Raw genomic sequence first — 12,589 nt, forward strand, 5'->3', positions numbered from 1 at the left:
CCCCGCCGCCCCCCCCCCCCCGCCCACGACGCCCGGCGCGCACTAGGAACACTTGATGACCCGCTATGTCCTGCGACGGCTGCTCCAGCTGATCCCGGTGTTCTTCGGCACCACGTTCCTCATCTACGTCCTGGTCTGGGCGGTCCCCGGCGACCCGTTCTCCGGCAAGTGCGGCCAGGCCGCCTGCCCGGCGTCCTACGTGGCCCAGATGACCGAGAAGTTCCACCTGAACGACAACATCTTCGTCCAGTACTTCAAGTACCTCGGGAGCCTGTTCACCGGCGACTGGGGCGAAACCTTCAACGGCACGTCCGTCGGCGAGCTGATCGCCACGTCCTACCCGATCACGCTGCGCCTGGCCGTGATCGCCGTGGTCATCGAAGCGGTCATCGGGCTCACCGCCGGCGTGCTGACCGGCCTGCGCGGCAAGGGTTTCCTCGACAACCTCGTGCTGGTCTCGACCACGTTCCTGATCTCGCTGCCGGTGTTCGTCACCGCGATCGTGCTGCAGCTCGCCCTGGGCAGCAACGGCCTCGGCTGGATCGAGGCGAGCGTGTCGGACAACCCGAGCGTCGGCGAGCTCATCGTGCCCGGCATCGCGCTCGGCAGCTTGTCCATGGCCTACGTGGCCCGGCTGGCGAGAACGAGCATCGCCGAGAACCGCCGCGCCGACTACGTCCGGACGGCGATCGCCAAGGGCCAGCCGCAGAGCCGGGTCGTGCTCGTCCACCTGCTGCGCAACTCGGTGATCCCGGTGCTGACGTTCCTCGGCACCGACCTCGGCGCCCTGATGGGCGGCGCGATCGTCACCGAAGGCGTGTTCAACATCAACGGCCTCGGCGGGCTCATCTTCCGCGGCATCCAGAACCGGGAGAGCGCCACCGTCGTCGGCGTGGTCGTCCTGCTGGTGCTGGTGTACCTGCTGATGAGCCTGGTCGTCGACCTGCTGTACGCCGTTCTCGACCCGAGGATCCGCTATGACTGACCCGAACCTGGTGGGCGGCGGCGGGGCCGACGCGGCCGAACTGTCCCGTGTGGACGATTCCGCCGCCGGCCCGCAGAAACCCCGCAGCCTGTGGAGCGACGCTTGGCGGCAGCTGCGGCGCAAGCCGGCGGTGCTCGCCTCGGCAGTGATCATTCTGTTCATCGTGCTGATCGCGATCGCGCCCGGCCTGTTCAGCTCGCGGGACGCGGGCTTCAGCGACCTCGCGCACGCGAACGAGGGCCCGTCCGCGGACGCCTGGTTCGGCTACGACAACCAGGGCCAGGACGTCTACGCCCGCACCATCTACGGCACCCGCGCGTCGGTGCTGGTCGGGCTGTTCTCCACGCTGGTGACCGTGCTCCTCGGCTCGGTGATCGGCATCATCGCCGGCTATTACGGCCGGCTCGTCGACAGCCTGCTCTCGCGGTTCGGCGACATCTTCGCCGGCCTGCCGTTCGTGCTCGGCGCGATCGTCATCCTGACGACGTTCAACGCGCCCGGCTCGAACCCCGGCGCGGTCACCATCATCGTCCAGGTGGTCTGCTCGATCGCGGTGCTGAGCTGGCCGGTGGGGATGCGGATCATGCGCTCGGCGACGCTGGTGGCCAAGCAGCTCGACTACGTCAAGGCCGCGCGCGGGCTCGGCGCGAGCACCCCGCGGATCATCTTCCGGCACCTGCTGCCGAACACGATCGCGCCGGTGCTGGTGTACGCCACCATCGCCCTCGGCGCGTTCATCGGCGCCGAAGCGACGCTGGCCTACCTCGGCATCGGCGTGCGCGCGCCGGTGATCTCGTGGGGCGTGCTGATCGCCGACTCGCGGGACTACTTCCGGAACGACCCGCACATGCTGCTGTTCCCCGGCGCCTTCGTCACCCTGACCGTGCTGGCCTTCGTGATGCTGGGCGACGGCATCCGCGACGCGCTCGATCCGAAGTCGAGGTAAGTCCTTGTCCGACAACGAACTCCTGCTCGAAGTCGAAGACCTGCACGTCGAGTTCCGGACGGCCGACGGCGTGGCCAACGTGCTCAACGGCGTGAGCTATTCGGTGCACGCGGGCGAAACGCTGGCCGTCCTCGGCGAATCCGGCTCCGGGAAGAGCGTCACCGCCCAGACGGTGATGGGCATCCTCGACATGCCGCCGGGCGTGATCACCAAGGGCGCGGTGCGGTGGCGCGGCGAGGACCTGCTGACCGCGTCCGAGGACCGCCGCCGCGAGGTGCGCGGCAGCGAGATCGCGATGATCTTCCAGGACGCGCTGTCCGCGCTCAACCCGGTGTTCACCGTGGGCTTCCAGATCGAGGAGCAGCTGCGCGTCCGGCTCGGGATGTCCAAGAAGGACGCCCGGAAGCGGGCGATCGAACTGCTCGACACCGTCCGCATCCCGGCCGCCGAACGCCGGATCAAGGACTACCCGCACCAGTTCTCCGGCGGCATGCGCCAGCGCGCGATGATCGCGATGTCGCTGGCGCTGGACCCGGACCTGCTCATCGCCGACGAGCCGACCACCGCCCTCGACGTCACCGTGCAGGCCCAGATCATGGACCTGCTGGAGGAGATCCAGGCCGAGCGCAAGATGGGCCTCGTCCTGATCACGCACGACCTCGGGGTGGTCGCCGAGGTCGCGGACCGGATCGCGGTGATGTACGCGGGCCGGATCGTCGAGCAGGCCGACGCCGTCGAGCTGTTCCGCGCTCCGGCCCACCCCTACACCGCCGCGCTGATGGACTCCCTGCCGCGGCTCGACCTCAAAGGACAGACCCTGGAAACCATCAAGGGCCTGCCGCCCAGCCTGCTGGACATCCCGCCCGGCTGCCCGTTCCACCCGCGGTGCAAACGGGCCGAAGCGAAGTGTTCGGAAGAGGTCCCGCCGCAGCACGCGATCGGCTTCGGCCGCACGAGCGCGTGCCACTTCGCCGAAGAGGTGGTGAGCTCCCGTGCCTGACCCCATCCTCTCGGTCACCGACCTGAAGAAGTACTTCCCGGTCCGCACCGGGATCCTGTTCAAGCGCACGATCGGCCAGGTCAAGGCGGTCGACGGCGTCTCGTTCGACCTGATGCCGGGCGAGACGCTCGGCGTCGTCGGCGAGTCCGGCTGCGGGAAGTCGACGCTCGCCCAGGTCCTGATGCGCCTGGAGGAGCCGACCGGCGGCACCGCGAAGTTCGAGGGCCGCGACATCTTCGCCATGCGCGGCGCCGAGCTGCGGAAACTGCGCCGCGAGATCCAGATCGTGCTGCAGGACCCGTACACCTCGCTCAACCCGCGGATGACGGTCGGCGACATCGTCGGCGAGCCGTTCGAGATCCACTCCGAGGTCGCGCCCAAGGGCTCGCGGGCGGGCAAGGTGCGGGAACTGCTCGAAGTGGTCGGGCTCAACCCCGAGCACCTCAACCGCTACCCGCACCAGTTTTCCGGCGGCCAGCGCCAGCGCATCGGCATCGCGCGGGCGCTCGCGCTGCGGCCCAAGGTGATCATCTGCGACGAGCCGGTGTCCGCCTTGGACGTCTCGATCCAGGCGCAGGTGATGAACCTGCTCGGTGACCTGCAGGGCGAGTTCGGCCTGTCCTACGTCTTCATCGCGCACGACCTTTCCGTGGTGCGGCACCTGTCGAACCGGGTCGCGGTGATGTACCTCGGCAAGGTCGTCGAGCTCGGCACCGACGAGGAGATCTACGAACGACCGTCCCACCCGTACACCCAGGCGCTGCTGTCCGCGGTGCCGGTGGCCGACCCGGCCGTGCGCGGCCGCCGCCAGGTGATCCGGCTGACCGGCGACGTGCCGAGCCCGCTGGATCCCCCGTCCGGGTGCCGGTTCCGCACGCGCTGCTGGAAGGCCGAGGACCGGTGCGCGACGGAGGTGCCGGAACTGGTGCCCAGGACCGACGGGCACTTGTCAGCTTGTCACTTCGCCGAGCAGAAGTCGGTTGTTCCGTAACAGACGTTTGGCCGTTGTACGCGCATTGTCCGATCTATACGGTGCAGGAACCGCTTTCCGCGAGGAGGAGAAACGTGAAGAGACCCAGGCTTCTGGCCGCGGTGCTGGCCGTGCCGCTGTTCGGCGCGGTGTCCGCCGTCGCGGTCCCGGCCGCGTCGGCGCAGCCCGCGCTGTCCGGCCCGGCGACCGAGTTCACCGTGCTCGCCAAGGACGTCCAGAGCATCGGCAGCGCCCAGCAGGCGATCAAGGCCGCGGGCGGCACGGTCCTGGAGACCAACACCGCGGTCGGCCTGATCAGGGCCAGCGCGCCGGCCACCGGCTTCACCGAGCGCGTGGCCACGAACCGCGCGGTGTTCGGTGCCGCCAAGGCCCAGTCCATCGGTTCGGTGCCGCGGACGGGCAAGAAGACCAAGGGCGACGCCGGCGTCGAGAAGGAAGGCCGCGGCGGCGCCGCTTCGAAGAAGGCCGCCGCGAACAAGGCCGTCGGGATGGACCCGCTGGACGACCAGCTCTGGGGCCTCAAGTCCGTCCGCTCGGACCTCTCGCGCACCAAGCAGGCCGGCAGCAAGCAGGTCAAGGTCGGCGTCATCGACACCGGCATCGACGGCACGCACCCGGACATCGCGCCGAACTTCGACCTGGCCGACTCGCGGAACTTCACCCGCGACATCCCGACCGACGTCAACGGCGCCGAGGTGGACGGACCGTGTGAGTTCCGCGGCTGCGTCGACCCGGCCAACCACGACGACGGCGGTCACGGCACGCACGTCGCCGGCACCATCGCCGCCGCGGCCAACGGCTTCGGCGTCTCCGGTGTCGCACCGAACGTGACGCTGGTGAACATCCGCGCCGGCCAAGACTCGGGTTACTTCTTCCTGCAGCCGACCGTCGACGCGATCACCTACGCCGGTGACGCGGGCATCGACGTCGTCAACATGTCCTTCTACACGGACCCGTGGCTGTACAACTGCACGGCGAACCCGGCGGACTCGCCCGCCGAGCAGGCCGAGCAGCGCACGATCATCGAGGCGACCCAGCGCGCGCTGAACTACGCGCACCGCAAGGGCGTCACGATGCTGGTCGCGCTGGGCAACCAGCACACCGACCTGGGTGCGCCGCAGCCGGACACCACGAGCCCGGACTACCCGGCCAACAGCACCCACCCGCGCACGGTGGACAACTCGACCTGCCTCAACCTGCCGGTCGAGGGCAACCACACGATCGGCGTGAGCGCGTTCGGGCCGTCGCAGAAGAAGGCGGACTACTCGAACTACGGGCTCGAGCAGATTTCGGTCTCGGCTCCGGGCGGCTTCTTCCGCGACTACTTCGGCTCCCCGTGGTACCGGACGCTCGAGAACGAGATCCTTTCGACGTACCCGAAGAACGTGGGGATCGCCGAGGGCAACATCGACGCGGACGGCAACATCACGCCGGACGGCGTCACCGCGGGTGTCCAGAAGGCGACGGCGGCCGACGGCCGGGTCGGCTACTACCAGTGGCTGCAGGGCACGTCGATGGCCACCCCGCACGCCACCGGCGTCGCGGCGCTGATCATCTCGCAGTACGGCAAGAAGTCCCACGGCGAGTTCGGCATGGACCCGGACAAGGTCCAGCGCGTCCTCGAGGGCACGGCGGCGAAGATCGCCTGCCCGGTCCCGCGCACGGTGGACTACCTGAAGGAGGGCCGCACGCCCGACTTCACCGCCACGTGTGAAGGAGACCCGTCGTTCAACGGCTTCTACGGCCACGGCGCGGTCGACGCCTACGCGGCGGTGACGCGCGGCTCGCAGTACCTGAAGTAGGGAATACCGGACGAATCCGCCCCGGGAAGGCAACCTTCCCGGGGCGGTTCGCGTGTACGACGGGACCGGGGGGAGTTCCGTTGATCGTTCGTGAACCGGCGCTGCCGGTGGACCCGAGGCTGCCGGGTGAGCCGACGGTGCTCGAGGTGGGCTGGGCGCGGCTGTGGCTGGGCAAGCGCGGGGTACGGGTGTGGCTGCCGACCCGGCTGCTCGCGCTGCGCCTGGGCGGGCGTGCGATCGGTGCCCGGGGAACCCCCACGTACGCGATCGTCTTCGCGGTGCTGTGGCCGTTGGGCGTGCTGTTCTTCCACGAGGTGGACCTGCCGGGAAGGGCCGCCGGCATGGCCCTGCTCTTCGCCGCGTTCCAGATGGTCCGCTGGCGCCGCACGCAGAGCCGCGAACAGCTCGCGGAGCGCTTGACAGGTGGTGGCGCCCCGCTCCCGCTCCGCGTGGCGGCGAAGCAGATCGGCTGGTGGTACCTGAGTTCGACGGCCGTCACGTTCGTCGGCGGGGCGGCGCTGTGCGCCGCGTCGTTCCTGACCCGGCCGCAGTTCACCTGGAAGCACTGGTACTCGCCGGCCGCCGAAATCGGCGCGCACACGCTCGCGCTGGCGGCCGGCGCCGCCGCGACCGTGCTGGTGCTCGGCCGGGCGCTCCGCGCACCGGTGCTCGCGGAGGACGAGGCGTCGCGGGCGGTCGACCAGGTGCTGCGCGCCGAGGACGTTTACCGGTTCGCGCCGTGCGCCGTCTACGCCGTGCTGGCGCTGCCGGTCTTCGTCGTCGACTGGGCGATCCCCGGCTGGCTGGGGTGGTCCGCGCTGGCGTACCTGGTCACGGCCGTCGTCCTGCAATTGCTGGGGTGGGCGGTGGTCCGCCACTGGTACCGCCGGCTGCCGCCCGGCTTCTACGGCCGCTAAACCATTCCGGCGCTCCGGGCGTGTACGGCGGGACAGGGGAGGTTCGATGGTGGCGGTGACAGCGTGGACGACGCTCGCCGAAAGACAGGGGGCGCGGGCGTGGCTGGCCCGGCACGGCGTGCCGGTGGGCGAGCCGACGCCGCTGCTCGCGGTCCGCGTCGGGGCCCGGGAGCTGGCCACCCGGTCCTATCAGGCCTTCTGGGTCCTTTCTCCGGTGGCCAACGTGGTCGCCTTGTTCCCGCCGGTCCCGGTGCTCGCGCGGTACCTGGTGGTCGCCGTGGTCTGCACCGCCTATCCGCTGCTGATGTGGCGCCGGGTGCGGCGGGCCGACCGCGCCGCCGCCCGGCTGGTTCCCCCCGGCGTCCGGCTGCCGTTCCGGGAGGCGGCCGGGCAGGTGGGCCGCTGGTACCTCGCCGCGATGGGGGTGACGTTCGGCGGTGGCGCGGTCCTGTGCGCGGTGATCGCTGCCCACCCGGCGGGCTGGGCGGCGGCCCTGGTGCTCGGCGGCGCGTGCTCGGCGCTGGTCCTCGAGCGGGCGCTGCGTGCCCCGGTGCTCGCCGAGGACACGGCATCGGCGGCCGTCGACGCGGCCTTGCGGGCCTACGACACCCGGGCGTTCATGGTGCCGTTCCTGTTCACGTTCCTGCCCTGGATCGACCTGTCCGCGGACTGGCCGTGGCCCCCGGCCCGGATCGTCCCGGTGGTGGCGTACTTCGTCCTGGCCGTGGCGGTCTACGCCCGTGCCGCGGTCGAGTTCCGGAACCGCAGGCTGCCGCCGGGCCACTACGGGACGGTGACCGCGTGACGGCGACGGTGGTGACGGAGGCGGAGCGGGTGGCCGCCGGACGCTGGCTGGTCAAGCACCGCGTCGACGTGCCGACGATGACCGACCTGCTGGCCCTGCGGCTCGGCTTCCGCGCCGGCGCCCGCCCGCCCGGCACGTGGCGGTGGGTCTGCCTGGCGGTCCTGGCGTACGTGGCCGCCACGATCGGGTTCCTGAGCCTGACCTTCCTGCCCGGGGTCCGCGGCGCGGAGCTGGCGGACGGCTCGTTCCTCTACTTCCTCCTGGTGATCCAGCACCTCGGCTACTGGCTGCCCGCGCGGGTCCGCGACCGCCAGGCGCTGGCCCGCTTCGGCACGCTCGGCGGCCCGCCGCGCACCGAGCTGACCGGCTGGTTCCTCGTCGTCCCGTTGATCACCTTCGGCGGCGGGGCCGCGCTCGCCGTGACGATCTTCGCCACGACGCCGTTCCGCACCTACGCGGCCGGCTGGCTCCTGCTGCTGGCCCTGGGGGCGGCGGTCACCACCGCGATCGTCACCGACGTCCTCCGGCGTCCGGTCATCGCGGAGGACGAGACCTCCCGGGCGGTGGACACCGCCGTGCGGCTGCACGACCTGCTCATGGCGATGCCCGGGATCTACGCCCTGCCGCTGCTGCTCGAACCGCTGACCGGCGACCACGCGCAGCCGCCGCAGTGGCGCCCGTGGCTCGTCGGCTACGCCCTGCTCGCGATGGCGGCGCAGGTCGTCGTGGGTGTCGTGCAGTGGCGGCGGCTGCGGGCCGTGCTCAGCGGTTCGACGCCTTCTTGACGAACTTCGCCAGGTCCTTCGACTGCTGCACCCGCGACGGCTCGTGGATGTACATCATGTGGCCGGCCGGGTAGTACGCCGTGTCGATGTTGTCCCGCAGCTCCTCCGGGATCTGCAGGTGGGCCAGCACGTGCTCGGCCGCGTAGTACGCCGTCGCGCCGTCGTAGTGCCCGAACGCCACGTGGACGTTCAGGTGCGGGTTCGCGCGCATCGCCGAGCTCAGCGAGTCGACCACCGACACCGAACGGCCCTCGAAGTCCGCGTACGACCACGCCTTGAACGTGTCCTCGCTGATGAGCTCGTACGGCAGGTCGTTGGCGTACCCGAGCTCCGCCCGCACGTAGTGGTTGAACGCGGCCGCGTACGCGCCGACCACCCGGGAGATCGACGGGTCGTCGCTCGAGTGCTCGCGGCCGCCGTCCGGCTCCCACGTCGTGAAGCGGCCGTCCATCCGGCCGACCACCAGGCCGCGGTCGCGCAGCAGTTCCGTGAAGAACCGGACGTGCTCGATCCGCAGGTTCACGCGGTCCACATAGGACTCGGTGAGGCCGGTCAGCGACGCCAGCGTGGCCACCGCCTCGGTCCGGTCCTGAGTGGACAGCCGGGCGCCGCGGGACAGCGCCCACGGCAGGTCCTTCGCCGCGAAGTCCTCGGCGTCGGCGAGCACGTCGTCGAGCGGGCGCTCGCCGTGCAGGCCGTGGTAGTGCGCGATCGCCGCGTACGTCGGCACGTACAGCGAGTACGGCAGGTCGTTGCCCTCCGTGAACCGCAGCGTGCCGAGGTCGAGCACCGACGAGATGAGCAGCAGGCCGTTCAGGTACAGCCCGTGCCGGTCCTGCAGGTGCGCGGCCAGCCCGGCGGCGCGCAGCGTGCCGTACGACTCGCCGGCCAGGAACTTCGGCGACAGCCAGCGCTCGTGGCGCGAGACCCACAGCCGGATGATCTCGCCGACCGACTCGATGTCGCCCTTGAAGCCGTGGAAGTCCTTCGTCTCGCCGCCGTCGGACGCGCGCGAGTAGCCGGTGGACACCGGGTCGATGAAGACGAGATCGCTGTGCACCAGCAGCGTCTCGGGGTTGTCGGCCAGCCCGTACGGCGGCGGCACGAGGTCGTCGACGTCGCCCGAGAGCACCCGCCGCGGCCCCAGCAGGCCCATGTGCAGCCAGATGCTCGACGAGCCGGGCCCGCCGTTGAAGGCGAAGGTCACCGGCCGCGAGCCCGGGTCGGCGTCGTCGAGGGTGTAGGAGGTGATGAACACCTCGGCCTTCGCCTTGAAGCCCTCGGACTTGCCGTCCTTGACGATCTCCTTGCGGAGCACGACCCGGCCCGCCTTCGCCGTGTACGCGAGCTTCTTCCGCTTCACCGTCAGCGTGTGCTGGGTGGTGACGATGTCATCGGTCGGCTCGGCCGCGACCTCGGTCGCTTCCGCGGCCTTCGGCTCGGTGGCCTCTTCGGGGGTGCTGTCCGCCATGGCCCCAACTTAGTCGGCGCGAACGGCGGCCTGTGGCAGGGTGACCTGGTGCACACCGAGGACTGGCCGTCGACGGCCGAGGAAGCGCTCGCCGTGCAGGAGCGGCTCCGCGGCCGGGTCGACCTCGCCGACGACTGCCCCGAGCGGCCGCCGACGGTGACCGGCCTCGACGTCGCCTACGACGGCGCCGGCGGCATCGCCGCGGCGGTCGTCACCCTCGAGACCGCCGGGCTGACCGTGGTCGAGGAGCGGACGCACCGCGCGAAGGCCGTCTTCCCGTACGAGCCGGGCTTGTTCGCCTTCCGTGAGCTGCCGCCGCTGCTGGCCGCGCTCGAGCGGCTGGACCACGAGCCCGACGTCCTCGTCTGCGACGGTCACGGCCTCGCGCACCCGCGGCGCTTCGGCCTGGCCTGCCACCTCGGGGTGCTGACCGGGCGGCCGGCGTTCGGCGTCGCCAAGACGCGCTTCGTCGGCACGCACGCCGAGCCCGCGCCCGCCCGCGGATCGTCGGCGCCCCTGGTGGACGCCGGTGAGGAGGTCGGCGCGGTGCTGCGGACCCGCGACGGCGTCAAACCGGTGTACGTCTCGGCCGGGCACCGGATCGACCTCGCCCACGCCTGCCGGCTGACGCTGGCCCTGACCCCGCGGTACCGCCTGCCCGAGACCACGCGGCACGCCGACCGGCTGTCCCGGGCGGCGCTGCGATGAGGTCCCTGCCCGAGCTGGACGCGGCGGTGGCCGGCTGCCGCGCCTGCCCGCGGCTGGTGGCCTGGCGCGAGGGAGTCGCGGGCGCCAAGGCGGCGTTCCGCGGCGAGGACTACTGGGCGCGCCCGGTACCGGGCTTCGGACCGCCGGACGCGTCGCTCGCGGTCGTCGGCCTGGCGCCCTCCGCGCACGGCGCCAACCGCACCGGCCGGATGTTCACCGGCGATCCATCGGGTGATTTCCTCTTCCGCGTCCTGCACGAGGTCGGGCTCGCCTCCCAGCCGACGTCGACGGCGATCGGCGACGGCCTGGAGCTGTACGGCACCCGGCTCGTTTCGCCCGTGCGGTGCGCGCCGCCGGAGAACAAGCCGACGCCGGCCGAGCGGGACACCTGCCGCCCGTGGCTGGCCGAGGAACTGGCACTGTTACGTCCGACACTGCGGGCGATCGTGGTACTGGGGGCGTTCGGCTGGCAGGCGTTACTGCCCGTGCTGGACGCGGCCGGCTGGGCGGTGCCGCAGCCGCGTCCGGCGTTCGCGCACGGGGCCGTTTTGAAGCTGGACGACCTGCGGGTTTTCGGCTGTTATCACGTCTCGCCGCGCAATGTCCAGACACATCGCGTGACCCACGCCATGGTGGCCGACGTCTTCCGCGCCGCGACCTCGGTGACAGGTCCGAACTGAATCGTTACGGAAACCGCAGCGACGCTGGTCACAGCCGGATGGGGCCCCCGAGCGGGGTCGCGGCGAAGGTGTCACCATGAGGACATGGCTGCTGCGAAGTCGAAGTCGGAACCGACTCGGATCCTCGTCCTCGGTGGTGGGTACGTCGGGCTCTACACGGCGTACGGCCTCCAGAAGATGCTCCGGGCCAACGAGGCCTCCGTGACCGTCGTTGACCCGCAGCCCCACATGACCTACGCGCCGTTCCTCCCGGAGGCCGCGGCCGGCGCGATCGAGCCCCGGCACGTGGTCGTGCCGCTGCGGCGGGTGCTGAAGCGCTGCCACGTGCTGACCGCGCGCGTCACCAAGATCGAGAACGAAAAGAAGTCCGTCACGGTCGAGGCGGCCGACGGCCACATCGAGCAGCTCGGCTACGACATCCTGGTCGTCGCGCTCGGCGCCGTCGCGCGCATCCTCCCGATCCCGGGCCTGGTCGAGGAGGGCATCGCCTTCAAGACCATCGGCGAGGCGATCTACCTCCGCAACCACATCATGACCAAGCTCGACGAGGCGGCCAGCACGCTCGACCCCGAGCTGCGCAAGCGCCTCCTGACGTTCACGGTGGTCGGCGGCGGTTTCGCCGGCATCGAGGCCCTCGCCGAGCTCGAGGACATGACCCGGTTCGCGGTGGAGAACTACTACCCGAACATCAAGACCTCCGACATCCGCTGGGTGCTCGTCGAGGCGGCCGGCCGCATCCTGCCCGAGGTCCGCGAGACCTTGGGCGTGTACACGGTCGAGCAGCTGGAGAAGCGCGGCATCGAGGTCTACCTGTCGACGGCGGCGAAGTCGTTCGAGAACGGCCACGTGGTGCTCTCGGACGGAACCGAGTTCGACACGGACACGATCATCTGGACCGCGGGTGTGAAGGCCAACCCGGTCCTGGCCAACTCCGACCTGCCGCTGGACAAGCGAGGCCGCCTCGAAGCCACGGCGGCGATGCAGGTGGTCGGCCACCCCGACGTCTGGACGGCGGGCGACAACGCGGCGATCCCGGACCTGTCCCGAACGGAAGAGGACCCGACGGCGACCTGCCCGCCGAACGCCCAGCACGCGGTCCGCCAGGCCCGCTTGCTGGCGAAGAACATCATCAAGGTCCTGCGTGGCGGAAAGCCGAAGGACTACTTCCACAAGAACCTGGGCGCGGTGGCCAGCCTGGGCCTCCACAAGGGCGTGGCGGACGCGCTGAACCTGAAGATCAAGGGCTTCCCGGCCTGGCTCTTCCACCGCGCGTACCACCTCAAGGCCATGCCGACGTGGAACCGCCGCATCCGCATCCTGTTCGACTGGATCCTGGGCGGGCTGTTCCGCCGCGAGGTGATCTCGCTGGGCCAGATCAACAACCCGAAGGACGAGTTCGCGCGCGTGTCGAAGTCCTGAGGTCCGGTGCTGGCAGCCCCTGGTCGTCGTCGGCCGGGGGCTTTCGGCTTTTGAGGGTCGGGCGTGTTCGGGGTTCGCGG

Annotated in this window: 12 protein-coding genes; 11 read left to right on the forward strand and 1 reads right to left on the reverse strand. The window is 70.8% G+C overall.

Annotation, left to right across the window (positions count from 1 at the left end; all coding sequences use genetic code 11):
• Window positions 1-55 precede the first annotated feature (55 nt).
• The 8 genes from ACWEVN_RS17110 (at window position 56) to ACWEVN_RS17145 (ending at window position 8,231) form a co-directional block, all read left to right on the forward strand.
• Window positions 56-985, forward strand: coding sequence for an ABC transporter permease (locus tag ACWEVN_RS17110; protein WP_449685240.1), 930 nt, complete (start codon window positions 56-58; stop codon window positions 983-985).
• Window positions 978-1,931 (forward strand): ABC transporter permease, encoded by a 954-nt coding sequence (locus ACWEVN_RS17115; protein ID WP_449673703.1) that lies wholly within the window; start codon window positions 978-980, stop codon window positions 1,929-1,931. The genes ACWEVN_RS17110 and ACWEVN_RS17115 overlap by 8 nt, the downstream gene beginning before the upstream one ends.
• 4 nt (window positions 1,932-1,935) lie before the next feature.
• Complete coding sequence (locus ACWEVN_RS17120) at window positions 1,936-2,931, forward strand: ABC transporter ATP-binding protein (RefSeq protein WP_449685241.1); 996 nt, start codon at window positions 1,936-1,938, stop codon at window positions 2,929-2,931.
• The gene (locus tag ACWEVN_RS17125) at window positions 2,924-3,922 is read left to right on the forward strand and encodes an ABC transporter ATP-binding protein (protein ID WP_449685242.1); all 999 of its coding nucleotides are present in this window, start codon (window positions 2,924-2,926) and stop codon (window positions 3,920-3,922) included. Before ACWEVN_RS17120 ends, ACWEVN_RS17125 begins: the two co-directional genes overlap by 8 nt.
• 74 nt (window positions 3,923-3,996) lie before the next feature.
• Complete coding sequence (locus tag ACWEVN_RS17130; protein ID WP_449685243.1) at window positions 3,997-5,724, forward strand: S8 family serine peptidase; 1,728 nt, start codon at window positions 3,997-3,999, stop codon at window positions 5,722-5,724.
• Between the two features lie 80 nt (window positions 5,725-5,804).
• Window positions 5,805-6,641, forward strand: a complete 837-nt coding sequence (locus tag ACWEVN_RS17135; RefSeq protein WP_452051879.1) for a hypothetical protein — start codon at window positions 5,805-5,807, stop codon at window positions 6,639-6,641.
• Between the two features lie 46 nt (window positions 6,642-6,687).
• Window positions 6,688-7,446 carry a hypothetical protein gene (locus ACWEVN_RS17140; protein WP_449685245.1) on the forward strand — a complete coding sequence of 253 codons (759 nt, stop codon included), beginning with the start codon at window positions 6,688-6,690 and terminating at the stop codon, window positions 7,444-7,446.
• On the forward strand, window positions 7,443-8,231 hold the full coding sequence (locus ACWEVN_RS17145; protein ID WP_449685246.1) for a hypothetical protein: 789 nt from the start codon (window positions 7,443-7,445) through the stop codon (window positions 8,229-8,231). The genes ACWEVN_RS17140 and ACWEVN_RS17145 overlap by 4 nt, the downstream gene beginning before the upstream one ends.
• On the opposite strand, the gene ACWEVN_RS17150 is transcribed toward ACWEVN_RS17145, so the two are convergent.
• Window positions 8,209-9,702, reverse strand: a complete 1,494-nt coding sequence (locus tag ACWEVN_RS17150; protein ID WP_452051880.1) for a S10 family peptidase — start codon at window positions 9,700-9,702, stop codon at window positions 8,209-8,211. The genes ACWEVN_RS17145 and ACWEVN_RS17150 overlap by 23 nt on opposite strands.
• A gap of 48 nt (window positions 9,703-9,750) precedes the next feature.
• On the opposite strand from ACWEVN_RS17150, the gene ACWEVN_RS17155 reads away from it, so the two are divergent.
• From ACWEVN_RS17155 to ACWEVN_RS17165, 3 genes are all read left to right on the forward strand, one after another.
• Window positions 9,751-10,410 (forward strand): endonuclease V, encoded by a 660-nt coding sequence (locus ACWEVN_RS17155; RefSeq protein WP_449685248.1) that lies wholly within the window; start codon window positions 9,751-9,753, stop codon window positions 10,408-10,410.
• Window positions 10,407-11,090, forward strand: coding sequence for a uracil-DNA glycosylase (locus tag ACWEVN_RS17160; protein WP_452051881.1), 684 nt, complete (start codon window positions 10,407-10,409; stop codon window positions 11,088-11,090). The genes ACWEVN_RS17155 and ACWEVN_RS17160 overlap by 4 nt, the downstream gene beginning before the upstream one ends.
• 84 nt (window positions 11,091-11,174) lie before the next feature.
• A complete protein-coding gene (locus ACWEVN_RS17165) occupies window positions 11,175-12,509 on the forward strand; it encodes an NAD(P)/FAD-dependent oxidoreductase (RefSeq protein ID WP_310973783.1) in 1,335 nt (444 codons plus the stop codon).
• The last annotated feature ends 80 nt before the right edge of the window (window positions 12,510-12,589 follow it).

The organism is Amycolatopsis sp. NPDC003861 (genome assembly GCF_053605405.1).

What these genes read in the sequence shown, in the direction of transcription:
- ACWEVN_RS17110 (WP_449685240.1), top strand. Translation starts at nt 56, where the DNA reads ATGACCCGCTATGTCCTGCGACGGCTGCTCCAGCTGATCCCGGTGTTC.
- ACWEVN_RS17115 (WP_449673703.1), top strand. Translation starts at nt 978, where the DNA reads ATGACTGACCCGAACCTGGTGGGCGGCGGCGGGGCCGACGCGGCCGAA.
- ACWEVN_RS17140 (WP_449685245.1), top strand. Translation starts at nt 6,688, where the DNA reads ATGGTGGCGGTGACAGCGTGGACGACGCTCGCCGAAAGACAGGGGGCG.
- ACWEVN_RS17150 (WP_452051880.1), bottom strand. Translation starts at nt 9,702, where the DNA reads ATGGCGGACAGCACCCCCGAAGAGGCCACCGAGCCGAAGGCCGCGGAA.
- ACWEVN_RS17160 (WP_452051881.1), top strand. Translation starts at nt 10,407, where the DNA reads ATGAGGTCCCTGCCCGAGCTGGACGCGGCGGTGGCCGGCTGCCGCGCC.
- ACWEVN_RS17165 (WP_310973783.1), top strand. Translation starts at nt 11,175, where the DNA reads ATGGCTGCTGCGAAGTCGAAGTCGGAACCGACTCGGATCCTCGTCCTC.